At 44.6% G+C, this 26,452-nt stretch carries 20 protein-coding genes; 9 read left to right on the forward strand and 11 right to left on the reverse strand.

Going from position 1 to position 26,452, the window contains the following annotated elements; genetic code table 11:
* Positions 1–1,065, forward strand: a 1,065-nt coding sequence (locus ABIO93_RS31730) for an ABC transporter ATP-binding protein (RefSeq protein ID WP_348074065.1), incomplete at its 5' end; no start/stop codon positions are given.
* A 564-nt stretch (positions 1,066–1,629) separates the two neighbouring features.
* Here ABIO93_RS31730 and ABIO93_RS31735 read toward each other — a convergent pair.
* Positions 1,630–2,391 (reverse strand): LexA family transcriptional regulator, encoded by a 762-nt coding sequence (locus ABIO93_RS31735; protein ID WP_348074066.1) that lies wholly within the window; start codon positions 2,389–2,391, stop codon positions 1,630–1,632.
* A 142-nt stretch (positions 2,392–2,533) separates the two neighbouring features.
* Here ABIO93_RS31735 and dinB point away from each other — a divergent pair, with 142 nt between their 5' ends.
* Complete coding sequence (gene dinB, locus ABIO93_RS31740; protein WP_348074067.1) at positions 2,534–3,775, forward strand: DNA polymerase IV; 1,242 nt, start codon at positions 2,534–2,536, stop codon at positions 3,773–3,775.
* 8 nt (positions 3,776–3,783) lie between these two features.
* Here dinB and ABIO93_RS31745 read toward each other — a convergent pair whose 3' ends face one another.
* Positions 3,784–4,083 (reverse strand): HigA family addiction module antitoxin, encoded by a 300-nt coding sequence (locus ABIO93_RS31745; protein WP_348074068.1) that lies wholly within the window; start codon positions 4,081–4,083, stop codon positions 3,784–3,786.
* Positions 4,084–4,089: 6 nt separating this feature from the next.
* Entirely contained in the window at positions 4,090–4,374 is a 285-nt protein-coding gene (locus ABIO93_RS31750) for a type II toxin-antitoxin system RelE/ParE family toxin (protein ID WP_348074069.1), read from the reverse strand.
* A 52-nt stretch (positions 4,375–4,426) separates the two neighbouring features.
* Here ABIO93_RS31750 and dnaE point away from each other — a divergent pair, with 52 nt between their 5' ends.
* On the forward strand, positions 4,427–7,387 hold the full coding sequence (gene dnaE, locus ABIO93_RS31755; RefSeq protein ID WP_348074070.1) for a DNA polymerase III subunit alpha: 2,961 nt from the start codon (positions 4,427–4,429) through the stop codon (positions 7,385–7,387).
* A gap of 2 nt (positions 7,388–7,389) precedes the next feature.
* On the opposite strand, the gene ABIO93_RS31760 is transcribed toward dnaE, so the two are convergent.
* A complete protein-coding gene (locus tag ABIO93_RS31760) occupies positions 7,390–8,634 on the reverse strand; it encodes a hypothetical protein (protein ID WP_348074071.1) in 1,245 nt (414 codons plus the stop codon).
* Between the two features lie 228 nt (positions 8,635–8,862).
* Between ABIO93_RS31760 and ABIO93_RS31765 the strand changes: the two genes are divergently transcribed.
* From ABIO93_RS31765 to ABIO93_RS31775, 3 genes are all read left to right on the forward strand, one after another.
* Positions 8,863–9,900, forward strand: coding sequence for a methylated-DNA--[protein]-cysteine S-methyltransferase (locus tag ABIO93_RS31765; protein ID WP_348074072.1), 1,038 nt, complete (start codon positions 8,863–8,865; stop codon positions 9,898–9,900).
* Positions 9,901–10,001: 101 nt separating this feature from the next.
* On the forward strand, positions 10,002–10,727 hold the full coding sequence (locus tag ABIO93_RS31770) for a lipocalin family protein (protein ID WP_348074073.1): 726 nt from the start codon (positions 10,002–10,004) through the stop codon (positions 10,725–10,727).
* A 101-nt stretch (positions 10,728–10,828) separates the two neighbouring features.
* Positions 10,829–13,636, forward strand: a complete 2,808-nt coding sequence (locus tag ABIO93_RS31775; RefSeq protein WP_348074074.1) for an insulinase family protein — start codon at positions 10,829–10,831, stop codon at positions 13,634–13,636.
* A 119-nt stretch (positions 13,637–13,755) separates the two neighbouring features.
* Here ABIO93_RS31775 and tnpA read toward each other — a convergent pair whose 3' ends face one another.
* The 4 genes from tnpA to ABIO93_RS31795 form a co-directional block, all read right to left on the reverse strand.
* Positions 13,756–14,277 carry an IS200/IS605 family transposase gene (gene tnpA, locus ABIO93_RS31780; protein WP_348074075.1) on the reverse strand — a complete coding sequence of 174 codons (522 nt, stop codon included), beginning with the start codon at positions 14,275–14,277 and terminating at the stop codon, positions 13,756–13,758.
* Positions 14,278–14,428: 151 nt separating this feature from the next.
* Positions 14,429–14,662, reverse strand: coding sequence for a DUF3820 family protein (locus ABIO93_RS31785; protein ID WP_348074076.1), 234 nt, complete (start codon positions 14,660–14,662; stop codon positions 14,429–14,431).
* 12 nt (positions 14,663–14,674) lie between these two features.
* A complete protein-coding gene (locus ABIO93_RS31790) occupies positions 14,675–16,144 on the reverse strand; it encodes a nicotinate phosphoribosyltransferase (RefSeq protein ID WP_348074077.1) in 1,470 nt (489 codons plus the stop codon).
* Between the two features lie 128 nt (positions 16,145–16,272).
* On the reverse strand, positions 16,273–17,757 hold the full coding sequence (locus tag ABIO93_RS31795; RefSeq protein WP_348074078.1) for a glycine--tRNA ligase: 1,485 nt from the start codon (positions 17,755–17,757) through the stop codon (positions 16,273–16,275).
* 275 nt (positions 17,758–18,032) lie between these two features.
* Between ABIO93_RS31795 and ABIO93_RS31800 the strand changes: the two genes are divergently transcribed.
* The 3 genes from ABIO93_RS31800 to ABIO93_RS31810 all read left to right on the forward strand — a co-directional run bounded on the left by ABIO93_RS31800 (position 18,033) and on the right by ABIO93_RS31810 (position 25,427).
* Positions 18,033–20,423 (forward strand): ABC transporter permease, encoded by a 2,391-nt coding sequence (locus ABIO93_RS31800; RefSeq protein WP_348074079.1) that lies wholly within the window; start codon positions 18,033–18,035, stop codon positions 20,421–20,423.
* A 138-nt stretch (positions 20,424–20,561) separates the two neighbouring features.
* On the forward strand, positions 20,562–22,937 hold the full coding sequence (locus ABIO93_RS31805) for an ABC transporter permease (RefSeq protein ID WP_348074080.1): 2,376 nt from the start codon (positions 20,562–20,564) through the stop codon (positions 22,935–22,937).
* An 84-nt stretch (positions 22,938–23,021) separates the two neighbouring features.
* Positions 23,022–25,427: an ABC transporter permease gene (locus tag ABIO93_RS31810; RefSeq protein ID WP_348074081.1), complete on the forward strand. Its 2,406-nt coding sequence runs from the start codon at positions 23,022–23,024 to the stop codon at positions 25,425–25,427.
* A gap of 8 nt (positions 25,428–25,435) precedes the next feature.
* On the opposite strand, the gene ABIO93_RS31815 is transcribed toward ABIO93_RS31810, so the two are convergent.
* From ABIO93_RS31815 to ABIO93_RS31825, 3 genes are all read right to left on the reverse strand, one after another.
* On the reverse strand, positions 25,436–25,852 hold the full coding sequence (locus ABIO93_RS31815) for a putative toxin-antitoxin system toxin component, PIN family (RefSeq protein ID WP_348074082.1): 417 nt from the start codon (positions 25,850–25,852) through the stop codon (positions 25,436–25,438).
* On the reverse strand, positions 25,849–26,088 hold the full coding sequence (locus tag ABIO93_RS31820) for a hypothetical protein (RefSeq protein ID WP_348074083.1): 240 nt from the start codon (positions 26,086–26,088) through the stop codon (positions 25,849–25,851). Before ABIO93_RS31820 ends, ABIO93_RS31815 begins: the two co-directional genes overlap by 4 nt.
* A gap of 81 nt (positions 26,089–26,169) precedes the next feature.
* Complete coding sequence (locus ABIO93_RS31825; RefSeq protein WP_348074084.1) at positions 26,170–26,400, reverse strand: DUF433 domain-containing protein; 231 nt, start codon at positions 26,398–26,400, stop codon at positions 26,170–26,172.
* Positions 26,401–26,452: the final 52 nt, after the last annotated feature.

Here is a 26,452-nt window from a genome sequence, read left to right on the forward strand (position 1 = left end):
CAAAAAGAGGCAGAAAGTTTCAAGACCAAATCGCTCGGCCTCACCAAAGTTGACTCCTTCTTTTATCCGGTGATATTGCTGCTCATTGGTTTGAGCAACATTCTCATCATATACGTAGGCGGCCAGGAAATTATCAACGGCAGATTAACGCCCGGCAACATTACTGAGTTCATCCTATATGTCAATATCCTGACGTGGCCGGTGATGGCATTGGGCTGGACTACCAGCCAGATCCAGCGTGCCGCTTCATCGCAAACAAGGATCAATGAATTTTTGAATGAAAAAACGACATTGGTTTCCGAGAAAAACCTGGTCAAACCATTGGAAGGGGCAATCACTTTCCAAAATGTTGGTTTTATCTATCCGGATTCAGGAATTCAGGCTTTACAGCATTTTGATCTCAAAGTAAATCCAGGAGAATCCGTAGCGATATTAGGGACAACCGGCTCGGGGAAAAGCACATTGGCGCATTTACTGTGCCGCTTATATGACCCTACCGAGGGCCAGATCCTGATCGACAACATCCCGATGAAGGATTACGATGTGCACGCATATCGTCGCCAGATCGGGTATGTGCCCCAGGATGTGTTCCTTTTTTCAGATTCGATCCAAAACAATGTCCGTTTCGGAACCGTCGATATGCCTTTTGAGAGAATTGAACAGGCAGTAAAAGACGCCGACCTTTATAACAACATCATTGATTTCCCTCAGGGCTACGAAACCATGCTGGGAGAAAGGGGCATTACATTATCGGGAGGACAGAAACAGCGACTTTCCATTGCCAGAGCGATTGCCCGCGACCCTAAAATCCTCGTACTCGACGACTGCTTATCGGCGGTTGACACCAATACGGAGAACATTATCCTCAACAACATGAAGCGGATCATGGATCAGCGTACCTCGGTGATCATCTCCCATCGCGTCTCTTCCGCCAAGCTGGCCGATAAAATTGTCGTCCTGGACGAAGGAAGAATTGTGGAGCAAGGCACACATACCGAACTGATGGCAGCTAATGGGGCTTATAAAGAGCTTTATGAGAAACAGTTGGTTACTGAGGAGGTGTAGGTTTAATTGTTAAAGTTGATGTAAATTTAGACTATTGCGTAAATTCATTTCAAAACCAGGCTAATAGACTCATGTTGCAGACTGTAACCGTTGACATTATTAACGACAAGGCAATAAATCTTTTAATGGATTTAGAGCGCTTGAAGCTTATCCGTTTGAGAAGAGAGGTTTCAGAGCCTGCTTCAAAAATCCAAAATGTCAAAAGCAAATATAAAGGCGCAATGTCGAAGCAATCAGTCAGTGACATTGAAAGACAATTGGGGGATCTACGAAACGAATGGGAATAAAATGCCTCTGGGATACCAACACGGCTATTTATTATTTGCAACAACAGTTTTCAAAAAAAGCTGAGGTACTAGTGTCGGATAAAATTGTTGAAGACTACAGGATCATCATCATCGCCGCAACTTCCCTGGTTATGACCTGACACTCATCACGTCCAACACCAAGGATTTTAAGAAAATCAAGAATCTTCAACTACTAGATCCTGAGAATATATAAGTCGACATTACAGGTAATTTTCCGCCTTCACTTCTTCGACTTATCGCCCCTCTGTTAAGTTTATTATTTCACCAGTTTCTTCACTTCCGCTCTCAGCTCCCTCATTTCCTGATGCAGACTATGCAAGCTAACCTGCTGCGTATCCGCTTCCAGATCAAACGTCAACTTACTATTGACCAGCCACACTTCGCGGATTTCATTGCGATCAATACGAATGGGCGCGTACTCGGGATTGATTGAAATGAGATTGATAAACGCCGATTGGGTTTCCTTTTGCACTCGTTTAACCAGAATGCTGTCGACTGTAACTATCACATACATACGTTTGTCGCTGAGATTCTCCCAATCATCGACGGCCTTGCCCACGATCCATTCACCCGAATGAAGTACGGGTAACATACTGTCGCCTTCTACCTGAAATCCCCGAAAAGTAGCATTGCGGTACTCTGGCAAGGGAATACTGAAAGCAGGCTGGCTTTCAAACCATTGCGCATCGCCAATATTATTAGGATATCCCGCTGCCGCTTTCGCACTGACCAGGACAATATTCTCATTGCCGGTATTATCAACGGTAACAATTTTAGGATTGATCGAAAGCTTCTCAGCGTGCAGGTACTTCTGGGTACTGTCGCCAAAAAGCCAAAGCGGGTTAATATGGTATTTTTTCAAAAGTTCTTTCACCACCTGCCCGGGAATGCGCGTACGACCTCTTTCAATGTCAGCAGTCGTAGCACTAATGCCCAGCTCATCTGCAAACGCTGACTGGGTCAAATTCAATTCCTCTCTTATCTGCTTAAAACGTCTGAATTCCTCGTCGATTGGCATAGTTGGCTGGTCAAGTCAAAAAATCACATTACTTCTTAATGCAGTCAAACATACAAAATATTTTGGAATATTTCCTTTTATATAATGGACATGATCCATATATTTGGAACAAATCCATAAATTTGTAAAAATTCCAAACCAAGTGGAACATCAAGTGGAGCGCACGATATTGCATATGGACCTTGATACATTTTTTGTATCCGTCGAGCGAAAGCACGATGACCGTCTCAGGGGCATACCAGTGCTGGTAGGCGGCACGGGGGACCGCGGGGTTGTGGCAGCTTGCAGCTACGAGACCAGGCCATACGGGATACATTCAGGTATGCCCATGAAAATGGCCAGAATGCTATGCCCGCAGGCAACGGTCATACGCGGAGAGGCCGGTATCTATTCAAAAGAATCAAAAATAGTGTCCGAGATCATTAAGGAAACGGTTCCGGTTTTTGAGAAAGCGAGTATCGATGAATTTTATGCCGACATGTCGGGAATGGATAAATTTCATAACAGCTACCAATTGGCGAAAGAACTCAGGGAGCGCATTAAAAAAGAAAGTGGCCTACCGATTTCCTTTGGCTTGTCTACGAGTAAGGTAGTGTCAAAAGTAGCTACGGGTGAGGCCAAACCCGATAACCAGAAAAAGATAGATGCAGGAATGGAAAAGACCTTTCTCGCCCCGATGCTGGTTCAGAAAATCCCGATGGTGGGTGACAAAACGAACAAAGTCCTGTATGATATGGGCGTGAAGTACGTCAAGACTATACAGGAAATGCCGGTTGAAATGATGACACAAATTCTGGGTAAAAACGGCACATTGCTTTGGAACAGGGCCAATGGTCTGGACAATTCGCCTATTGTTCCATTTCACGAAAGAAAATCTATTTCCAATGAAAGGACATTTGGTAAGGACACCGGTGATGTGCAGAGAATGCGCGAAATGATCAGGGCCATGGGTGAAAACCTTGCTTATCAACTGCGTACCGGCAATAAACTGACTTCTTGTGTCTCTGTCAAGATACGTTATTCCGATTTTAATACGGTTTCAAAGCAGATAAAAATCGCTTACACATCAGCGGATCACATTCTGATCCCTCAGATTGAGCGGCTATTTGACCAGCTTCATAACCGGCGGATGATGGTGCGGCTGGTTGGGGTCAATTTCAGTGACCTGGTGACGGGTAACTACCAGATTAACCTGTTTGATGACTCCGAGGAAAGACTTAACCTATATATGGCAATGGATTACATACGAAACAGGTACGGAACAGATAATCGCGGCAACTCAATTCTGAGCTGGGGAACAACATTAGGCATCCCGAATATCGCCAGTATGGGAAACCCATTCAATGGAGAGCCTCCCATTATCCCGGCACATCGGAATGCGTAACATGGCAACTATGCTGCATCATATTGTAAAGTCTTGATATTGCTTAGTTCGCCAAAAATCAGATGCTGCTCTTCTTCCAGATCGAAATCGTCCTGTAAGCCAAGCCAGAATTTGGGAGTTGTTCCGAAATACTTACTGAATCGCAAAGCAGTATCCGCGGTGATCCTCCTTCGACCTTTTACGATTTCGCTTATTCTTGTTTGAGGAATAGCAGTCTCTTTTGCCAATTTATATGCTGAGATCCCCATTGGATTTAAAAATTCCTCCAAAAGGACCTCGCCAGGATGAATGTTCTTTAATTTTTCCATTGAGTATTATTTATGATAGTCCATGATACTTACCTCCGAAGCATTTCCGTCAGACCATTTGAAAACAATCCGCCACTGATCGTTAATGCGGATACTATAAAAATCTTTCAGGTTTCCCGAAAGTTTTTCAAGCCGGTTTGAAGGAGGAATACGAAGATCTGCCAGATTTTGAGAGTTATTCAGCATCCTGAGCTTTCTCCGCCCGATCTCCTGAATTTCAGAGGGCAGCCCACTTACTCTTTCACCAAGCCATATTTTTTCAGTGTCTTTTGATGAAAAACCTATAATCATAACGAATTGCGTTAGTAACGCCAAAAGTAAGTATAAAGTTTATTTTCTCACCATGCTACTCAACTGTCACTCTTTTTTTAGTCTGCGATATGGGATGATTCCCGAGGAGGAGTTGCTTAAAATGGGCAAGGAAAGCGGCTATGGCTGCATCGCACTCACCGACATTAATAACACATCGGGCTGCCTGAATTTTATCAGAATGGCTCCAAAGCATGATATTAAGCCAATAGTCGGCATTGATTTCCGAAATGGCATTGAGCAGCAATTTGTCGGCATCGCGAAAAACAACGCGGGGTTCCAGGAGTTGAATGCATTCCTGTCCAGCCACTTACATTCCAAACAAAACTTCCCTGACCAGGCCCCGCATCTGGAAAATGTCTTTTTCATCTATCCTTTTGAAAAACTCGTTAGAACCCGGAAACAAACATTTCTCCCCAATGAATACATTGGCGTTTCTACCAGAGATCTGAACAGAGTCCAGTTTTCTCCATTTTTCAAGCATCAGGACAGGCTGGTTATTTTGCAGCCTGTCAGCTTTCGCAATAAAAAAGACTTCAATGCGCACCGACTTTTGAGGGCTGTTGATGAAAATACGTTACTGAGCAAGCTAACTACCTCTCAAACAGCGCAAGACTCGGAGGTGGTACTACCATCAAAAGTTCTACAGTATCATTTCAAAGACTTTGATCCTATCACTTACAATACAGAAAAGTTAATGGCTCAATGTCACATTCATTTCACTTTTGGGGATGATAAGGAACATCAAAACTTGCAGGTGTTTGGCGAAACCAAAGCAGACGACTACCAGCTTATTCGTAAATTAGCCTACGAGGGGATCGGGAACAGGTACGGAGATAGTGTGAACGACATTATTTTCGACAGGATATCCATGGAACTGGACCTGATCGAAAAGCAAAACTTCATCCCTTTTTTTCTAGTCAACCACAGCATTACCAGTTATGCCCGTCATAAAGGCTACTATTATGTGGGCCGTGGAAGCGGCGCGAACAGTATCATCGCCTATCTGCTCAATATTACCAATGTGGATCCGATCGAGCTCGACCTGTATTTTGAGCGGTTCATGAACCTGTACCGCAAAAATCCGCCGGATTTTGATATTGATTTTTCCTGGCGCGACCGCGAAGATGTGACGCAGTACATTTTTGACACATTTGGGAAAAACGGGCAGGCATCGTTATTGGCTACTTACAGCACATTCCAGCACAGCGCGGCGGTGCGGGAGTTGGGGAAAGTATTTGGCTTACCTGCCTACGAGATCGATGCATTGAGCGACGGAAAGTACGACCCGAATAAGCTGGATCAGTTTGCCACGCTGGTTATAAAATATGCCAAATACTTGCAGGATAACAATCAACCCAACCATTTGAGCATTCATGCCGGCGGGATACTGATCTCCCAGAAACCCATTCACCATTTTACCGCGACGGATCTTCCGCCAAAAGGCTTCCCCACCACGCAGTTCGACATGGTGATTGCGGAAGACGTAGGCCTCAACAAATATGATATTCTGGGTCAGAGAGGATTGGCGAAGATCAAGGAAACATTGGACGTGATCCGCTATAACCGCCCGGACGCTCCGGCATTTGACATTGATAATGTTAAAAAATTCAAGACCGATCCCAAAATCAACAACCTGATCAAGCAGGCTCAATGTATCGGCTGCTTTTATGTGGAGTCGCCTGCGATGCGGATGTTGCTCAAAAAGCTGGAAGTAGACAATTATCTTGGTCTGGTCGCGGCCAGCTCCATTATCAGGCCGGGTGTCGCCAAAAGCGGTATGATGCGGGAATACATCTTGCGACATCAGAATATTGAAAAAAGGGAAGATGCGCACCCCAAATTAATGGAGCTAATGCCTGAAACCTACGGCATTATGGTGTACCAGGAAGACGTGATCAAAGTGGCGCATTACTTCGCCAAGCTTACATTAGGAGAAGCGGACGTGATCCGACGCGGGATGAGCGGAAAATTCCGTGGGCGCGATGAATTTGACAGGGTTAAGAAAAAATACTTCAGGAACTGTGAAGAGATGGGTTATGACAAGCAAATGACCCAGGATATATGGAATCAGATTGCGAGTTTTGCCGGTTATGCGTTTGCAAAAGGCCATTCTGCCTCCTATGCTGTTGAAAGTTACCAGACGCTTTTCCTCAAAGCGTACTACCCATTGGAATATATGGTGGCTGTTTTGAACAATGGCGGCGGGTTTTACGGACCTGAACTATATGTGCATGAGGCGCGGATGTTGGGAGCGAATATACTCGCGCCCTGCGTTAACCATAGCGCCGGAGAAACCGTCATAGAAGGGAAAGACATTTACCTGGGCATGCAGTTTTTGAATGAAATTGAAGAAAAAACCATTCATAAAATCCTGCTGGCCAGGCAGCAAGACGGCCTTTTTACGTCCCTGGTTAACTTCCTGGACCGTGTCTCTATTTCCATTGAACAACTTACGATCCTGATCCGCATTAATGCATTCCGATTTACCGGTATTGATAAAAAAACGTTACTATGGAAAGCACATTTCTGGATCAACAAGACGCCGAAAGTACCGCAGAAGCAGTTGTTTCACACCGAAATAAAAGATTTTGAACTGCCTGTTTTTCATTCGTCTGCAATCGACGATGCTTATGACCAGATCGAGTTACTGGGATTTGCGCTTTGCAGTCCTTTTTATCTTTTGAAACATGAGCTGCCTAAAAGTGTAATGTCAAATGACTTACACAACTATATTGACTGCGAAGTTGTACAATATGGCTATCTCGTCGCGATCAAAAATACCAGGACTGCAAGAGGGGAAGTGATGTATTTCGGTACATTTCTGGACCAGGAAGGGCAGTTTATTGATACCGTTCATTTTCCGCCTGTGGCTGCAAAATTCAAATTTTCCGGAAAGGGAGTCTATAAAATCCATGGTAAAGTCATGGATGAATTCGGGTTCCTGAGTATTGAAGTGATTGAAATGACCCGAATGGATTCTGCGGTAAGATAATGTCACTGCGCCCGTTTCATTCTTCGAAATGCGTACAGAACCTCAAACAGTAGCCAAATTAGTAACATATTACGCAAATTCAGGACCAGTACCATTGAAATATGGCGGGCTATCAGGTAATGATATTCGCCTGGGAAAATAAACACCGTCAGCATCAGCGCCGCTGTAAAAATCAGAAAGATCCGGCTGTTGCAAAATGGAATGACCGGCAAAAGCCAGACCATATATTGAGGCGATAAAACCTTATTAAGAAGTAAAAAGAGTAAAAGCTGGGCGGTACATGCATGAATAAGACTCAAAATTGACACTTCCTTTTCAACCAACCTTTGCTGCCGGAAAGTCCAGCCGATAAAAATGACCAGGGCGGCGAAACAAATTGGCGTAATGACTTTGACTATGAACAACAGTTCATCAGTCCACGGAGTCACCAAATGCATTGCTCCATAACTATGTTTGACTTCCACAGAGGCTATACCAAATTGATAAAGCAACAATAGCAAACCTCCCAGAAAACTTTCCAGATGAATTCCCCTGGACTGGTGGTACGTTAAAAAATCACGAAGACCATTTTCTTCCATCAGAAAAAAGGCTGCAAATGCTAGCAGCAGGACCAATAACCCACCCATAAAGCTCATTATCGCGGCTTTATGACGTTGATTGATCAAATAAAACAGCCCGATTACCGGCAAAAAAATAATGGTATAAAGCTTCGCTCCAATTGAAACCATGAGAGAAGCACCGGAAGTAAAAGGCTTCGATACGAGCGCGTAAATGGCAAAAATCGTCAGAAAAGCAGGGAATGGATCAAGCCGGTAGAGAAAAACGGGTAGGGAAAAGATGAGGATCACCAAGTATTTATACACGGCGATCTTCTTGTTCAGCTTGGCGGTTTTGTAAATAAGTACGCCTATTGCCAGGCCCAGCAACATATTTTGAAGCACCAACCAAAAAGAGTAAGTGTAAAAACCACCTCCCGTTAGACCATTGAAAAGCTGAGGAATGACAATGGGGATTAATGCAAAAAACGGATATTCCAGTTTGAAATCCCTGAAAGGCACTTGACCTTCCAACAAATGAACGGCCGTGCTGTAATAGAGTGTAAGATCGGATTCATGGCTGGCAAAACGTCCGTACAGGTAGTAGCTTTCTGCCACCATATATGCGACAATGCATAAGATTAATGCACTGTTTTGCCGCGAAAGACGGACGGAAATAATATCCCGGAAAAGACCACTTACAAAAACCATTTAACCATTGTTAGATTTCGCATTCCAAAATTAAAAAGGTAACAAACTGGTAATCAGAAACTTTATGAGTGGGTTAAGCTGAATTATTTTTGCAAAATTTACGATAAATAGACCATCAAACTACCCTACCTCCGGTATTTTACCCAAAAAATGATATTCAAAAAATAGTTGTTCAATTTCCGGTTGCCCAGTCCTGTTATCAGCAAGTATTTTTGTTTAAAAAATAATATGCTTACTACTGAAATGATGTATCAGGCCCTGGTTGAAAAGGATGTTTCATATGAGGGAACATTTATCGCGGCCGTAAAAACAACCGGAATTTTCTGCCGTCCTACCTGCACAGCCCGCAAGCCAAAGGCCGAAAATGTTGAGTTTTTCAAAACGACTAAGGAAGCCATCCTGCACGGATACCGGCCATGCAAAGTTTGCAACCCGCTGGAAAAAATGGGTGAAACACCGCATTACATTTCGGATATACTGAAAGAGATTAATGCTGATCCTTCGCTGAAATTTAAGGACTGGAATCTGGTGCAGAGAGGAATTGAGCCGAGCAAAATTCGGCGATGGTTCCTAAAAAATCATGGGATAACATTTCATGCTTACCAGCGCATGTTCAGGATCAATTCAGCATTCAAGAAAATACAAAACGGCGAAACAATCACTTCCGCCGCCTTCGATGCCGGTTATGAGTCACTCAGCGGCTTCAATGATTCATTCAAATCCATATTTGGTGTGTCACCGGTGAATAGTAAAACCAAACGGATCATCAACATTATTCGCCTGGAAACTCCGCTGGGAACTATGTACGCCTGCGCGGTGGAGGAAGGAATTTGCCTGCTCGAATTTACGGACCGGAAAATGCTGGAAACAGAATTTAAGTACTTGTCCAAAAACCTCAACTCTGTCATCATTCAGGGCGCAAACAGGCATTTTGACACATTGAATGCGCAACTTGAAGAATACTTTGAGGGTAAACGCCAAGATTTCACGGTCCCGCTATTCACGCCTGGTACCGCTTTTCAGCAAATGGTATGGCAGCAATTACAGACCATTCCTTTCGGTGCCACCCGGTCTTACAAGCAACAATCCATTGCCATGAACAAACCGGCAGCAGTGAGGGCAGTGGCTAATGCCAACGGAATGAACAAGATTTCCATCCTGATCCCCTGCCACCGGGTTATCGGTGAGAACGGCATGCTGACGGGTTATGGAGGTGGATTGTGGAGAAAACAATGGCTTCTCGACCATGAAAAGAACAATAGCTGAGGAATTCCTGATACTGAAAATAATTCCAAAAGTACTTTTTCGTTCTTAATCAGTTTTGTTGGTTTGCGCCGAGTCAAATCATTCATTAATTGTTCCAAACAATGAAAAAGTACGCTTTTTTCCTTCTAGTAATAATCTTCGCAATCTCCTGTACCAAAGAATCCGGCTCAATAACAGGTAGCTGGGTGACCGATATGCAGGATCAACCGCAACATAAACAAGGTTTTACACTCAAAGACGATGGAAAAGCTGTGGCCATCAATCTCGGTACAATGACTTATGAGAAGTGGGAAAAACAAGGTGACCTACTGATCATATCCGGTAAGCGTAATACCGAGGGTCAAAAGGACATGATTGATACACTAAAAATCATTTCAGTTGAAGACAGTACATTGGTCCTTGAAAAAAACGGACAGAAATTTTCCTACTCGAAAACTGTTAAGCCGGAAAAGCTGGTCACGGATTTCGAAATTTATGAATGCTTTGTCTATAAGGTGAAAAAGGATTCTGCGTTCCTGCATATCAATGTCGCCGACAGCATTGTCACAGGCGAACTGGTTTATGCTTTTTTTGAAAAAGATAAAAATAGGGGGAAAATCAACGGGACAATGCGGGGAGATACATTGCTGGCCAATTACACATTTGTTGCGGAAGGTACCGAATCCACGAGGGAAGTTGTGTTTCTGAAAAAAGGTACTGGCTGGCTGGAAGGCTTTGGAGAGGTCGTGGATCAGAAAGATGGAGTTGTTTTTAAAAACCGATCCAAGTTAAATTTCAGGAAAGGACTCTATTTCAAAGGAATAAAATGTCCTGAAATGATAGAATAGATGGCGTAGCGCTTTAAAACATTTCGCCATCTTCTTTGCAATCGCAATCTTTAACTATATATTTCGTCCCTCCTGAATTTATCAAATTTAAAATAAGAAAAATGAAAAAGGCATTTATAGCCATATGCTTTGCAGGATTGGGAATATGTTTTGCAACCCCTCTTTCAGCACAAAACCTAAGTACTCAAAAAGTCCCTCTTGATCCTGATGTAAAAACGGGAAGACTCAAAAACGGAATTACCTACTATATAAAAAAGAACGCTGAGCCCAAAAACCGCGCGGAATTACGATTGGCCGTAAAGGCCGGCTCGGTGCTGGAAAACGACAATCAGCAGGGATTGGCCCATTTCATGGAACACATGAATTTCAACGGGACCACTAATTTCCCTAAAAATGAACTGGTTAACTTCCTTCAAAAGATTGGTGTAAGGTTCGGCGCTGACCTGAATGCGTATACCGGTTTCGACGAGACGGTATATATGCTACCCATTCCGACAGATTCAGCTGGTTTGCTGGACAAAGGCATTCAGGTGCTGGAAGACTGGGCGCATGGCGCATTACTGGATCCATCCGAAATAGACAAGGAAAGAGGCGTCGTATTGGAAGAATCGCGCATGGGCCGCGGGGCGCAGCAACGGATGCGTGACAAATTTCTGAAAGTGATCCTCAATAATTCAAGGTATGCCGAGCGTCTGCCGATCGGGAAAGACAGTATTTTGAAATCTTTCAAGCCGGAAACGATCGCTTCTTTTTACAGAGATTGGTATCGCCCGGACTTAATGGCGGTGATTGCAGTGGGGGATTTTGATGTTGCCAAAGTGGAAGCTACCATCATTCAAAAGTTCAGCTCTATTAAGCCGCCTGCCAGTCCTAAGAAAAGGACCAAATATGACATTCCTTTGGATGGTTCTACACAGGTAGCCATTGTAACGGATCCCGAATACCCGCAGAATTTAATTCAACTTATTTACAAACAACCTAATAGCAAGGAGAAAACCTTGCAGGATGTCAGAAACAACTTTGCACAAGAGCTGTATAATTCTATGATGGGCCAGCGCATGCAAGAGTTGACGCAAAAGGCGAATCCACCGTTCCTTTACGGCGGAAGTGAGTACGGCGACTTCCTCGGCAACCTGGATTCTTACACGTCGGTTGCCTTGGCGAAAGATGCCGGCTCAATGAAAACTGCATTAACAGCGCTGCTGGAAGAAAACGCCCGGGTGCAGAAGTTCGGTTTTACGCAGCCTGAACTGGACCGTGCGAAGAAAGATTTTTTTAATGCTATTGAGCAGTACTATAAAGAACGAGATAAAACAAAATCCGGTAATCATGTGCAGGAATACTTGAACCACTTTTTGCATGACAAGCCGTACATGGGCGCAACGGCCTATTTTGAGTTTGTAAAAAAACACCTGGATGGTGTCACATTGGCGGAAATCAATGCATTGGCCAAAAAGTACATTACCGACAAAAACCGTGCTGTAGTAGTAATGGGCCCTGAAAAAAGCAAAGACACGCTTCCAACAGAAGCTGACATACGCAAACTCCTCGCCGAGGCTGGAAAAGACGTGATAGCTTATGTGGATGACGTAGTGGACACACCATTGCTTCCTTCCGAACCCAAAGCCGGGAAAGTAACTAGTGAAAAGAAGCTAGAAAAACTGGGTACTACAGAGCTCATATTGTCGAATGGCGTGAAAGTACTGCTTAAACCGACTGATTTCAAAAACGACGAAATCCTGATCAAGGCTACTGCCAAAGGCGGATACTCACTATTTCCGGACGAGAGGGAAACCGGAATTTTCGCAAGTTATCTGATTCAATCTGGCGGTGTGGGGCCTTATAATCAGACTCAATTGCAAAAATTCCTTGCAGGAAAAACAGCAAATGCCGGGCCCTATGTAAGTGAACTGACGGAAGGTATCGGTGGAAATACGAATCCGAAAGACCTGGAAACTACTTTACAGCTGATCTACGCTTATTTTACCGAGCCTAGAAAAGATGCGGATGTGGTGACAGGCATTTTGGCCAATCAGAAAGCATATCTGGAAAATATGCAGAAGACATTAACTCCCGAAAAAGTATATTCTGACTCGCTGAATGGTGTATTGACCAGTTATAACCCGATGCGTAAGCCTTTGAAACCGGAAAGTGTGGATAAGGTTAGTCTGGATCGCGCTGTGGCGATTTACAAAGACCGTTTTTCAGATGCGTCTGACTTTGTTTTTACCATTGTCGGAGCATTTAAAATAGAAGACATTAAACCTCTACTTGAAAAATACCTGGGCGGATTACCTTCGACGGACCGCGATGATACATTTAAGCATCCATCGATTTTCCCTCCGAAAGGACGCATAGAAAAAACGATCTATAAAGGACTTGAACCAAAAAGCCGTGTTACGCTCGTTTCAAGTGGCGAATATGACTACAATCCTGAAAACAACATTCAGATTGAGGCATTGCAGGAGGTATTGCAGATCAAGTTGATTGAATCCCTGCGTGAAGAAGAGAGCGGCGTTTATGGTGTGGGGGTTTCGGAAAGTACTGACAAATTCCCAACCGGACATTACCGGTTTAGCGTCGGTTTTGGCTGTGCGCCCGAAAATGTGGATAAGCTGGTCAAACGCACGCAGGAAGAGGTTACGAAGATCAAGCAAAATGGTGCAGATCCGAAAGACATTGAAAAATTTGTGGCCGAAACCCAGCGAAAAACGGAAACTGCATTGAAAACCAACAACTTCTGGCTCGACTACCTCGACGATAATACATTCCTCGGCGACGACCTCGACGAAGTTTTCCTGCAAGAAAAATTGCTAAAATCAGTAACAGTAGAAAGCACGAAAGCAGCCGCGCAGAAGTACTTCAAAGACGAAAACTACATCAAAGTCGTGCTAATGCCCGAAAAATAACCCAGGACTTCAGCCCTGGGCTGGAGGCCATGCACCATGCACCATGCACCCTAAAGCCTTGGGCTGGAAGTATGACATCGCGGTCTGCCGTGCCAACCCAGGGCTTAAGCCCTGGGTCCTTAGCCAAAATCCTCTTCCGTATATCCCAACCTTTCCAAAAAGACCTTGTATTCATCCTGGAAAGTCTGCTTCCGATGATGAGCAGCCTGATTGTCAATATACCTCCGAACAACATCAAGCCTATCGTCGCAAACGGATGACGCAAAATATTTGACAGACCACTCTAAACCACCGTTCACCAACCCGACTTGATTGGCCCAAAAAGCGCTCTCTCCTTTTAGTAGCTGCATTTGCTTCGAAATACTGTTATCATTTTTGAGCATCATAAGTACATGAATATGGTCTTCATGATCATTTATTCGATCAATGAAAATACCCTTTGACCTGGCATTCATTTTGATGTGTGCGCAAACCTCTCGGAGAATTGGTTCTTTCAGGATTGGTTGCCTGTATTTTGTACTCCATACAGCGTGAATCCAAATTTTTACGTAAGACATATGAATTAGCATTACAGTGAATCTATAAACTATCAATGCCTTAGACGTTGCGAGTTGTAAAAAGTATCGCATGTGTAGTAGCATGGTGCAAGAGCTTCGGCTAAAGCCGTCCAAGAGAGCGGCGCCCGGCCCATAGCCCAGGGTTTAAGCCCTGGGTTGGCGGGGGATGGGCGGGAAGGCGGGATGTTATCACGGGTTGACGGGATGTGATCACGGGTGGCGAAAACCGGTCCCCTCACCCCAACTTCCGAAGCCCCTGCACCAAAAATTCGAGACCATTCAACCTGATCTCGTACATGGTGCTGAGCAACATACCGAGTTTCCCTGCTGGAAAGCCCTGGGTTTGAAACCATTCCAGGTACGAGACTGGCAAATCGGCTATGATCCAGTCTTTGTATTTGCCAAATGGCATTTTGTACCGGATCAATTCTTTGAGCATCTCTGAATCCGGTTGTTGAATTTCTTGCATGATTTTTAATGGTTAATCTTCGTTTCCGGCCCGTAACTTCATGATCAGGTCAGTTTTCATGTCAAACAGTCCCTTTTCCAAGCCCACAGGATAAGTGTGTGGATTCACAAAGCGCTTGATACCTTTATAAAAATGAGACAACTGCTCCTGAACCCGCTTCCTCGTTTCATGAATGGAAGGCAATGTGTAGATCAGCCGGCCTTTTACAAAAACAGGAACCAATAAATCTTCGAAATGACTTGACTCTCCAAATGATCTGTTTTTGGTAAAATCATAAGGATCGACCATCGTAGCTCTGCCAATAAGCGGTGTTTCAATGTTGAAAATCATATCCGAAACAAAACCTTTGGAATCCTTAAACCGGCGCACCTGCTGAATTCCCGGCGTGGAAACCTTGATGGCCTGTTCGGATAATTTGAGCTTATAGTCCCATTCACCTAAGTCGTTTTTGATAGCTGCCAGCTTAAAAACCCCACCCAATGCAGGCTGGTCGAACGCCGTAACCAGTTTTGTACCAATTCCCCAGATATCAATTTTGGAACCCTGGATCTTCAAACTATCCATAATGTATTCGTCGAGATCATTGCTGGCCACAATTTTCGTCTCTTCAAGCCCAGCTTCGTCAAGCAGCTTACGTGCCTCAATGCTCAGATAAGCCAGGTCACCTGAGTCCAGCCGGATTCCACCAAGTTCGTAACCTCGCTCACGCAGTTGCTGGCCAGCTTTGATGGCATGCCTTACTCCGTTCAAAGAATCGTAGGTATCGACAAGAAGCGTCACATTATTGGGCATGAACCGTGCATAGGTTTCAAACGCTTCCAGCTCGCTATCAAACGACATTACCCAGCTGTGCGCGTGCGTTCCTTTCACCGGAATACCGTACAACTTTCCCGCCAGCACATTGGAAGTAGCATCAAACCCTCCTATGTATGCTGCGCGACTGGCCGTAACGCCTCCGTCAGGCCCTTGTGCACGTCGCAAACCAAATTCCAGCAATGCGTCATCCCTGGCTATCAACCGCATTCTCGCCGCCTTGGTCGCTACCAGCGATTGAAAATTAATGAGGTTCAAAAGTGGGGTTTCGAGCAATTGACATTGTAAAATAGGCCCCTGAACCCGCAAAAGCGGCTCGTTAGGAAACACCACGGTACCTTCCGGAATCGCATCAATGCTGCACTGTAACTCCATCGTGCGGAGATATTCCAAAAACCCGGGTTCAAATAATTTTTGCCCGTCATTCCCTGTCAGCGTGCTGATATAATCAAGGTCTTCTTCACTGAAACGATAGTCGTTTAAATAATCGATCACGCTGTTCAGGCCACAGGTAACGGTAAACCCGCCCTGAAAAGGATGCTTCCTGAAATATAGATTGAAGACCGCCTCTTGTTCTGCTTTTCCCGCTTTCCAATAGCCATAAGCCATCGTAAGCTGGTACAGGTCAGTCAAAAGGCTTAGCGAAGTGTCGTATAGTTTGTTGATCATCCGTGTGTATGGAATGTAATGAGGTACCTAATTAATCAAAAATTCCCGACTATTGCTAGGTGGGAATGGTCGAAAACAAAAAATGACTGCTTCTCTCGAAACAGCCATTTCACTATCTGCAATCAATATTAAATAGCTTCCAGAATTCGCTCGATAGCCACCTGGTAACCGATTTTCTCTTTCAATTCGCTGATCGACACACGTTCCTGTTCCATTGTATCGCGGTGACGGATGGTGACGGTATCGTCTTCCATAGTCTGATAATCCACCACCACGCAGAATGGTGTCCCGATCAAATCCTGGCGGGTGTAACGCTTTCCAATCGCCGCGCCATCGTCATAAGTTGTACGGAACGACGATTTTAGCGAGTTGGCAACGGTTTGTGCCTTTTCAGCCAGACCATCTTTCTTCACCAATGGCAACACGGCTACTTTAAATGGAGCCAATGCAGGGTGCAATTTCAAATAGGTACGCTCTTTGGTATTGTCACCCTCTCCCACCGTTTCAACAGTATATGCATTGCAGAAAACGGCGAGGAAAAGCCTGTCGGCACCCACCGAAGTTTCGACTACATAAGGAATGTAGTTACCATAAGGCTTGCCGTTTTCATCCAGGTCCGAGTCAAAGTATTGCTGCTTTTTCTTGGACAATTCCTGGTGATTCCGAAGGTCAAAATCGGTTCTTGAATGGATACCTTCCATTTCGCGGAAACCAAAAGGGAACTGATATTCAATGTCCACGGCCGCATTGGCGTAATGTGCCAGTTTTTCGTGATCATGGAATTTCAGTTTTTCAGCTGGTAAACCGATCGCTTTGTGAAACTTCATACGCGCCTCTTTCCACGATTCGTACCAGGCCATTTCAGTACCAGGGCGAATGAAAAATTGCATTTCCATTTGTTCAAATTCCCGCATACGGAACGTAAACTGGCGTGCTACGATCTCATTACGGAACGCCTTGCCAATTTGCGCAATACCAAAAGGAATCTTCATTCTTCCGCTTTTCTGCACATTCAGGAAATTCACGAATATACCCTGTGCCGTTTCCGGACGCAGGTAAATAAGGTTTGACTCCTCCGCAACAGACCCCACCTGCGTGCTAAACATCAGGTTAAACTGGCGTACATCCGTCCAGTTAGTCGTGCCTGAAACCGCACATTTAATATTTTCAGTAATGATCAGTTCACGCACACCAGCCAGGTCCTCCGCGCTGAGCAGCCGTCCCATTTCGGCTAGCAATGCCTGTGCTTTTTCCGGCTGACCATCCGCTTCGTATTGTTCTGCCTTACCTTCCAGCAACTGATCGGCACGATACCGTTTTTTCGAATCTTTGTTATCAATCATCGGATCATTAAACCCGTCCACGTGGCCGGATGCTTTCCAGGTTAGCGGATGCATGAAAATCGAAGCATCGATGCCGACAATGTTGTCGTGCAGCTGCGTCATGGCCTTCCACCAGGCTGATTTCAGGTTATTTTTTAACTCTACACCGTTCTGACCATAGTCGTAAACAGCTTGCAATCCATCATATATTTCAGAAGAGGGGAACACAAAACCGTATTCCTTGGCATGCCCAACAATGTCTTGTAAAGAAGTAGCAGGTGCTTGGTTCATTCTATTCGTTTAAAATCAATAAGAAAAATGACTATTAAATCCATCAAAATCATGAATTTGGCAAAATTAGGGATTTTGACGGCAATGCGTATTTTCTTTACATCGAAATGATCAGGCAATTCCTTAAATAACCCGTCCAACACTGAACAGGAATGTCCAAAAGCGAACACTTTGCCAATAAAAAAATTATATAACTATCTGATTAACAATATATAAAATACAATGGCACATCATTTTTATCAGTTAAATCAGACTTACGTTTAAATAACCTGACTATGCTTCTTAACTACCTGAAAATATCGCTTCGGAATTTCCTGAACCATAGACTGTTCAGCGGGTTAAATATCGTTGGACTCGCGATCGGAATGGCCGCAGTGTGGCTGATGGTACTGTATGTCGCCGACGAATTGAGTTATGATCGTTTTCATGACAAGTCGGACCGGATTTTCCGGGTAGTGCACGAAGCCAAATGGCCGACCGGAAGTTTTAAACTGGCACCAACTTCGGCTCCGTACGCACCAGCATTACAAAATGATTATCCGGAAATTGAAAAAACAGTGCGGATACACCCGGAAGGCGGCGGCAAAATCGCTTTCAAAGAAAAGACGATCGACGCCAATGACATTTACTTTTCAGATCCAGGGATTTTCGACATTTTCTCTTATCCGTTCTTATATGGTGATCCAAAATCCGCTTTAAAAGGTTCTCAGAAGATAGTGCTGACCAAAACACTGGCTGAAAAGCTGTTTGGAAATGCGTCCAAAGCACTGGGAAAGACCGTAATGTTCTCTAATAACTTTCCAAATACCGTTTCAGGTGTTATTGCAGACACTCCCGAGAACTCTCACCTGCATTTCAGCGCATTACGTTCGTTACCTGAGGATTACACGGCTGGCTGGCAGCAATCAGAGCTTTACACTTATGTTTTGCTAAAAAAAGGCGTGGATTATCAAAAGTTTGAGAAAAAACTGACCAGCTTTTTCCCAAAATATCTCAAAAAAGAAATAGGTAACGTGGATTATAAACTGGTTTTGCAGCCACTGACCTCTATCCACCTCTATTCGCATCTTGACTACGAAATCGGTGCGAACGGGAACATCAATACAATTTACATTTTCTCGGTAGTAGCCGCATTGATCCTCATTATTGCCTGCATCAACTACATTAATCTTTACACTGCGCGCTCCATGAAACGCATTCGTGAAGTCGGTGTGAGGAAAGCGATCGGTTCTCAACGTTTTCAGTTGGTCGGACAGTTTTTGACTGAATCTTTCTTGATGACCCTTATTGCAGGATGTATAGGGGCTTTGATGGTTAAAATCGCATTACCATTCTTTAACGAACTGGCTGAAAAAACGTTGACCATCAATTACAGCGGCTGGTCGACAGCCTTGGTGGCCTCGGGCTTTATTATATTGATCGGGCTGGTGAGCGGCCTGTATCCGGCATTGATGTTGTCGGGATATCGTCCGGTGTCCGCTCTCAAAGGACAAATGGGCAGCCAGGCGGGTGGTACCCGATTCCGGCAGTCGCTGGTGGTTTTTCAATTCGCCGCTACCGTCGTCATGATCGCCTGCTCGGGCATTGTGTACCGCCAGTTGGATTACGTTAGCCACAAAAACCTCGGTTTTAACAAGGACCAGGTGCTGACATTCCATATCGACAAAGACGAACCCAGAACCCAGATCCAGGCTATCAAAGAAAAGTTGACACAAAGTACATTGATCGAAAGTGTTGCCGCTGCCAGTAATCCACTAGGTAACAACAGTATGGGGGCACGCGGGCTGATTATTGAAACAGAAACTGGTGAAATGCCTGGCTCAACGCAGATCATTCAGAAGTTTTCAGCCGATGGTGATTATTTGAAAACACTGGAAATCAAATTAGTGCAGGGAAGGGATTTTAAGGATGATTCCCCCGCTGACTTGTTCGGCGCGGTACTCGTGAACGAGGCATTGGTCAAAAAACAGGGATGGAAAAACCCGATTGGCAAAAGAGTTCAATATTTCATCGATGATAAGGGTACTACCAAAGAGGTAAAAGTGATCGGAGTCGTTACAGATTTCCATACTTACTCTCTTCAGCATAAAATTGAACCATTGGTGATCCAGATGCCGGAAGCTTCCGACAAAGATAATGTTTACGTGCGGATCCAGCCTGAGAAAACGAAGGAGGCATTGGCCTACATTAGCGCCGCCTACAAGCAATTTGATCCCGAAGCAAAGCTTGATTTCCACTTTTTGGACGAAAACTTTTCAAAACAATATCAATCAGAAGAAAGACAGGGACGCGTCCTGCTTTCGTTTGCGATACTGGCCGTATTGATCGCCTGCCTTGGATTATTCGGCCTGGCCGCATTCGCAGCAGAAGCCCGTACCAAGGAAATCGGCGTGAGAAAGGTACTGGGTGCCAGCGTGCAGAATGTGGTCGTGCTGCTATCAGGAGATTTTGTAAAACTGGTACTGATCGCCATCTTCATCGGTGTCCCGGTTGCAGCCTACGCTATGAACCAATGGTTGCAGAACTTCGAATATCGTGCCGACCTCTCATGGTGGATATTTGCATTGGCCGGGCTGATCGCGATCGTCATCGCAGTAGCGACTGTCAGTTTCCAGGCATTGAAAGCAGCTATTATGAATCCAGTGAAGTCGTTGAGGACGGAATAGCTGTTAGCTTTTAGCTGCTTGCTGCTTGCTTTTAGCTGCTAGCTTTTTATTCTTTGGCTAAACGCTAATAGCTAACCGCTAATTCCTAACCACTAATAGCCAAATAACCTTAATCCGACGGCCGACAGCCGAACGCCGATGCTCAAAAACTACTTCAAAATCGCTATTCGCAGCCTTTGGAAGCATAAAATGTTTTCATTGATCAATGTTTTAGGTCTGGGTCTGGCCATGGCGTTTTGCCTGATGCAGCTTATTCAGGTTCAAAGTAGTTTTGAAAAAGACTCTTTCCATCCCTATCCAGACAGGACTTACCGCGTTCTGACAGATGCGACGAGCAATGATGGTGAAGTTTTTTCATTAGCCTCCACGCCTTTGCCACTGGGTGAAAAACTGGGTAATGAGCAAAGTGTGATCGAAAAATCGGTACGGGTCAACAGGAATTTCAGCGGCAAGTTGAGCAATGGCATTAAGTCCCTGAGGATGGATGGCTTATACGCAGATGCGTCCTATTTCGATGTTTTTGGATTCACACTTGAAAAAGGGAAGCCGGCCATTGAACCCAGAACTGTAGTACTGACCCATGACGCTGCCGAACGTTTTTTTGGTAATGCCGATCCGGTCGGAAAAATATTGACCCACGACGAGTTTGGCCCATTTACCATCACCGGTGTTTTTAAGCCGCTGGGCAAATTCCAGACACATTTGAAGTCGGATATGGTGCTATCTATGGCCACATTCCCTTTGCTGAATGTAGGTTTGGACAAACAGAACTGGCTGGATTATAACTCCTACACCTTCGTATTGTTAGCCAAAGGAAACCAGCAAGCTGACCTGGACAGGGCGCTGACGACGATTACAAAAGAGAATAAAAAGACCGTCAGTTTCAAAGACATTAAAGGACATTCGTTCCGTAGCCAAAAACTGAGCGACATCTCCCCCGACTTCGAAAACCTGCGCAACAATCCGTATGTTGAACCGATCTGGAAAATTGGTGTCAGCCTGCTGATCCCGCTCATTATCATCTTGCTTGCCGGATTCAATTATGTCAATCTCACGCTCACCCGTTCGCTGAGCCGCGCGCGTGAGGTAGGCGTACGTAAGGTTGCAGGCGCCAAACGCTGGCAGCTGATTGGTCAGTTTTTAACGGAAACAACCGTGATCGCTACGCTGGCGTTGTTCATTGGATACCTCGGGCTATTGCTGATGAAATCCTACGTGCATGTGCGCTGGCTTACCTGGGAGGTAAATGACACCCGCTTGCTATGGATCATTTTCATTGGTTTTACACTTTTCACAGGCTTTCTGGCAGGTATTCTTCCCGCCCGGATTTTATCATCCTATGAACCCGTACAGATCCTCAAAGGGGAACTTGTACCGGTGGGTGTCGGAAAGTTCGGTTTCAGAAAAGTGCTGACCATTGTTCAGTTCGTAGTGGCGCTGGTTTTTATGACCGGAATCGGGATTATGAACAGTCAGTTCGAATACATGGCTACTGACAATCAGAATTTTAACCGAAAAAATATCCTGAATATACCGCTTGCTCCGGGCAGTGATTACAAACTGCTCACGAATGAAATGGCCAAACAAGCAGGCGTAGAGCGTGTAGGACTCGCCTCAGCTCCTTTCAACGAATTTACCGGGCAGGTTAAACTGGATAAAATTGACTCTAAGAATAAAGACCTAACCGCCAAAGATGCCTATATCTATGCCGTAGATGCCCATTTCATTGAGAATATGAACCTGGTTTTTCTGGCTGGCGAAAACATGCCCGCCACTGCTGATACCTCCGTTCATTTTGTTGTTTTAAATCAAAAAGCTGTAAAATCACTCGGCTGGGCAAATCCGCAGGATATTGTCGGACAAACTATCCTACTGAACGCGACCAAAGTCATTGTTTCCGGTGTGGTGAAGGATTTTTGCATCATGCGCTACGAATTGCCGGTTTCCTCATTGGTACTTGCATTTGATCCGAGGGAGATTAAAGTCATGTCATTGAAAATCGCGGAAGGCTCTGACCAGGACAAAGTAACGGCTTCACTTTCAGCAGTATGGAAGCGATATTTCCCTCGCGAATCGTTTGTTTATTCGTGGTATGAAAAGCAAATGTATGACAACTATGCCGAAAATGGGGACAAGCAGATCACAAGTCTGATGGTACTCATTGTATTCGTTATTGCTGCCATGGGTTTACTTGGAATGGTAACTTATAGTACCGAAAAACGCACCAAAGAAGTCGGCATAAGGAAGGTAATGGGCGCCAGTGTTGCTCAGATCATGCGCCTTTTGTCCGGTTCATTTGTAAAACTGATCTTGATCGCCGCCATTATCGCCTTACCGATCGGTTACGCATTGGGCACATTGTTTCTGAACATTTTCACTTACCACGCCAAGCTTGGCCCCGGCGTGTTCCTCACTTGCCTCGGATCATTGTCGCTCATTGGGTTATTCACGATCGGTATCCAGACTTACAAAACGGCGATGACCAACCCCGCCGAAACACTCAAAACCGACTAACTCCACTCATTTGCAATAAGTTAAAAATAGTTAAACAGCATGCCTGGCCAAATTAGCATTGCGATTTTTGGCTAGTTTTATGGCATGCTGAAAAACTACTTCAAAATCGCCTCGCGGAATTTGCTGAAACGTAAATTTTATGCGCTGGTCACTATTTTCGGGCTTTCCGTCGGAATGACTTTCACTTTCCTGATGGTGAGCTATGTTTCTGGTGAGCTGAATGTAAACCGGGATCTGCGTAATGCAGGTAACCAGGTGATCATTCGCAGCAAGTGGAAAAACCCCGATATGGGTGTCGACATTGCTACGCTGGGACCGCTCGGCAAGACGTTGAAACAGGATTATCCCAATCTTGTCGCCAATTATTATCGCTACGACGGCATTACCGTTGCAGTTTCCAAAGGCGACAAACATTTTCGCGAAGATGTGCAAACAGGTGATTCCACATTCCTAAGCATGTACGGATTTCCGCTGCTGCACGGCGACGCTCGTACTGCCATGAACGCGCCCAATACCATTGCGATCACAGAAAACAAAGCCATTAAATATTTTGGTAAAACAGACGTCATTGGCCAGACATTGACATTGAATAACTTCATGGGCGGCAAGCAGGAATACCAGATTACGGCCGTTTTGAAGGATTTATCCAATAATTCTGTCACGCATTTGCTACCTAATCAGGCGGAGATCTTCATCCCATTCAGCAGCCTGGAAGGTCGGAAAGGGTTCGAGGATAGCTGGGGATTTCCTTATATGGTTACTTTTCTGGAACTCCGCGATGGCGTGGCCGTTCAAGATCTGGAAAAACCAATTGAGCAGATCATGCGCACGAATGCCAGCGAGGCAATGCGGGCCAATTTGCAGGTTTACCTCACGCCATTAAAAATCTACTACCGGGAAGCGAATAATGGTTTGGTTAATAAAATGATCCTGACGCTTTCGGGCATTACTGCATTTATCCTGCTAATGGCGATTGTCAATTTTATTAATATCTCCATCGGAAATTCGTCATCCAGATTAAAGGAAATCGGGGTAAGGAAGGTGCTGGGGAGTCTGAAAAGGCAGTTGATCGGACAATTTCTGGCAGAGTCTTTTCTTCTAGCATTACTCGCCATGTTTCTGTCAATTGGCTTTTACGAGTTGTTCAGGCCATTTTTCGCAGATCTGCTCGGCAAACCCATTGATTCCGTACTAACATTATTCCCCTACTCCCTCCTGATCCCGTTGATCTGCGCACTACTAACCGGGTTACTAGCGGGAATCTATCCGGCTTTTGTGTTATCTTCCATTCCGTCCATCGATTCCATGAAAGGAAAATTGAAATCGGTTCGTGAGAATGTTTACTTCCGGAGATTGCTAATCAGTTCGCAGTTCAGCATTGCCCTATTCGTTTTTGCAGGTGCGGCCATCGTGACCAGACAGGTGAATTATTTTTTCAATAAAGACCTGGGTTATCAAAAAGAATCGCTCATTTCAGTAGGCGTTCCCCGCGACTGGACTCCGACGGGGCTGGCGAAAATGGAATCGATCAGGGATGAATTATCGGGAATGAAAGAAATAAGCGAGACGAGCCTCTCCTACGAGATCCCGAATGGTAACAATGGTGGGCATTTTGGTGTATATAAGCCAGGCCAGGATTCTGCCCAGGCCATCCACACGCTGTTTTTGGGAACGGACGAAAACTATGCAGATACCTATAGAATCAAGATGCTGGCTGGTGATTTTCTTCAAAAGGAAAATAGCACATATCAATCTGACAGGATCGTTTTGAATGAGGCCGCGATCAAAGCGTTGGGATATGCGAATGCTTCGGAAGCAGTCGGCCAGCAAGTCCGGGTTCACAATTCCCCCAATGCGCTGACCATTGCAGGTGTTGCCGGAAATTTTCATTTCGAATCCATGCATCAGGCGATCAAACCTTTGGCATTCGTACACATTCATGAGACGAATTCTTACCGCTATCTGTCATTTCGAGTCGAGTCGTCCAATCTGGGGGAGTCTATGGCAGCAATTGAAAGTAAATGGAGAGAGCTGATGCCGGATGCGCCATTTGAATTCTCGTTTATGGATGAAACGCTTCAAAAGCTTTACCAATCCGAAATGCTGCTGAAAAAGGCCTCTCAGGCAGCGACTGCACTTTCAATCGTGATCGTGCTTTTGGGGATTCTCGGAATGGTGTCCCTGAATGTCGCGCGCAGGACGCGGGAAGTAGGGATTCGGAAAGTATTGGGAGCTTCGGGTATTAGCGTAGTTGCCCTTTTCCTGAAAGAATTCATGCTGGTGATGGTTTTCGCCGTCGCAGTAGCTTTTCCGCTGGCCTGTTTCACCATGAAAAAATGGCTCCAAACCTACGCATATCGAATTGATATCGGCTGGACAACCTTCGCAGAAATCATTATTGCATTCGCCATCCTGATCACAGCGCTGGTATGTCTTCAAACTTATAAGGCTGCTTTGATGAATCCGGTGACGAGTTTGAAGAGTGATTGAGGTAGTTTTTATTCGACCTCACTTAATTTCCTCAGAAATGATTCGAGATCAATTATTAACAGTTTAGGAAATGGTAGGGTCTTGAAAACATCGAAATCCTTATCATTAGTGACAAGGTAATCGGCATTTGAGCTTAGCGCCAGATCAGAAAATTTATTGTCGTCAGGATCATTGAGTACCAGATTCCACTTAAAAGCAGGTTCTGAAAATACTACATTAGGAGCAACGGCGAGTTGATGCAGGATGAATTGTGCAGTTTTTGAAGAGTAGGTTGAAGCCAAAATTTCATCGTATTCCAACAAGATTTCATTGCTGACGTACCATTGAAACTTTCCCGATATGAAATCGAGATATAATTGATAAAACGGACTTTTTGGTGGAATTGAAGCTCTAAGACAATTTGTGTCTATTACAACACGCATCATTTACTCATGAAATTATCGTCTGTAAGCATTTTACGATAATCCTGATCGGTGTATTTCTTTTTACTTAATACCTCATCTAATTCATTCCTAAGTCCCTGATCGAAATAATCCATCAGCATCTTTCTGACCTCAATCGTTTCACTTTCGCTAATTCCCTGATCAAAGAGGCGCAGTAAACTGATCTGAATCTCGCTCAGTTTTTGCGAATCGGCTGATTTTTTTTGAACAGATATCATTTTTAGAGAAGTGAATGTGTAAGTGACTTAAAACGAAAATAACTAATTAACTCTTAATCCTGAAAATATCAATCAATAGCTTCATGCAGCTACATCATAAAAAATCCGTTTCTGCTGGTTCGCAGAAAATTCCAGCGCGGTCATAATGTCTTCTTGTGTGAATTCTGGGAAATCCAGAATGATTTCATCAAAAGACATTCCGGATGCCAACCATAGTAAAACATCTTCAACAGTTATCCGCATTTCACGGATGCAGGGTTTGCCGCTCCGCTTGCCTTCATCAATGCTTATGATATTTTTATAGATATACATGATCAGGTATTTAAGGAGACAAAAATAACCAATTGCTCAAATTTAATCAATC

The organism is Dyadobacter sp., from assembly GCF_039919315.1.
Classification (GTDB): Bacteria; Bacteroidota; Bacteroidia; order Cytophagales; family Spirosomataceae; genus Dyadobacter.

Coding starts and splice junctions, on each gene's coding strand:
- ABIO93_RS31820 (WP_348074083.1), bottom strand. CDS start 26,088: ATGATATCTGTTCAAAAAAAATCAGCCGATTCGCAAAAACTGAGCGAG.
- ABIO93_RS31760 (WP_348074071.1), bottom strand. CDS start 8,634: ATGGTTTTTGTAAGTGGTCTTTTCCGGGATATTATTTCCGTCCGTCTT.
- tnpA (WP_348074075.1), bottom strand. CDS start 14,277: ATGCTACTACACATGCGATACTTTTTACAACTCGCAACGTCTAAGGCA.
- ABIO93_RS31735 (WP_348074066.1), bottom strand. CDS start 2,391: ATGCCAATCGACGAGGAATTCAGACGTTTTAAGCAGATAAGAGAGGAA.
- ABIO93_RS31815 (WP_348074082.1), bottom strand. CDS start 25,852: ATGATGCGTGTTGTAATAGACACAAATTGTCTTAGAGCTTCAATTCCA.
- ABIO93_RS31805 (WP_348074080.1), top strand. CDS start 20,562: ATGCTCAAAAACTACTTCAAAATCGCTATTCGCAGCCTTTGGAAGCAT.
- ABIO93_RS31785 (WP_348074076.1), bottom strand. CDS start 14,662: ATGCAAGAAATTCAACAACCGGATTCAGAGATGCTCAAAGAATTGATC.
- ABIO93_RS31825 (WP_348074084.1), bottom strand. CDS start 26,400: ATGTATATCTATAAAAATATCATAAGCATTGATGAAGGCAAGCGGAGC.
- dnaE (WP_348074070.1), top strand. CDS start 4,427: ATGCTACTCAACTGTCACTCTTTTTTTAGTCTGCGATATGGGATGATT.
- ABIO93_RS31765 (WP_348074072.1), top strand. CDS start 8,863: ATGCTTACTACTGAAATGATGTATCAGGCCCTGGTTGAAAAGGATGTT.
- ABIO93_RS31750 (WP_348074069.1), bottom strand. CDS start 4,374: ATGATTATAGGTTTTTCATCAAAAGACACTGAAAAAATATGGCTTGGT.
- ABIO93_RS31770 (WP_348074073.1), top strand. CDS start 10,002: ATGAAAAAGTACGCTTTTTTCCTTCTAGTAATAATCTTCGCAATCTCC.
- ABIO93_RS31810 (WP_348074081.1), top strand. CDS start 23,022: ATGCTGAAAAACTACTTCAAAATCGCCTCGCGGAATTTGCTGAAACGT.
- ABIO93_RS31790 (WP_348074077.1), bottom strand. CDS start 16,144: ATGATCAACAAACTATACGACACTTCGCTAAGCCTTTTGACTGACCTG.
- ABIO93_RS31795 (WP_348074078.1), bottom strand. CDS start 17,757: ATGAACCAAGCACCTGCTACTTCTTTACAAGACATTGTTGGGCATGCC.
- ABIO93_RS31745 (WP_348074068.1), bottom strand. CDS start 4,083: ATGGAAAAATTAAAGAACATTCATCCTGGCGAGGTCCTTTTGGAGGAA.
- ABIO93_RS31775 (WP_348074074.1), top strand. CDS start 10,829: ATGAAAAAGGCATTTATAGCCATATGCTTTGCAGGATTGGGAATATGT.
- ABIO93_RS31800 (WP_348074079.1), top strand. CDS start 18,033: ATGCTTCTTAACTACCTGAAAATATCGCTTCGGAATTTCCTGAACCAT.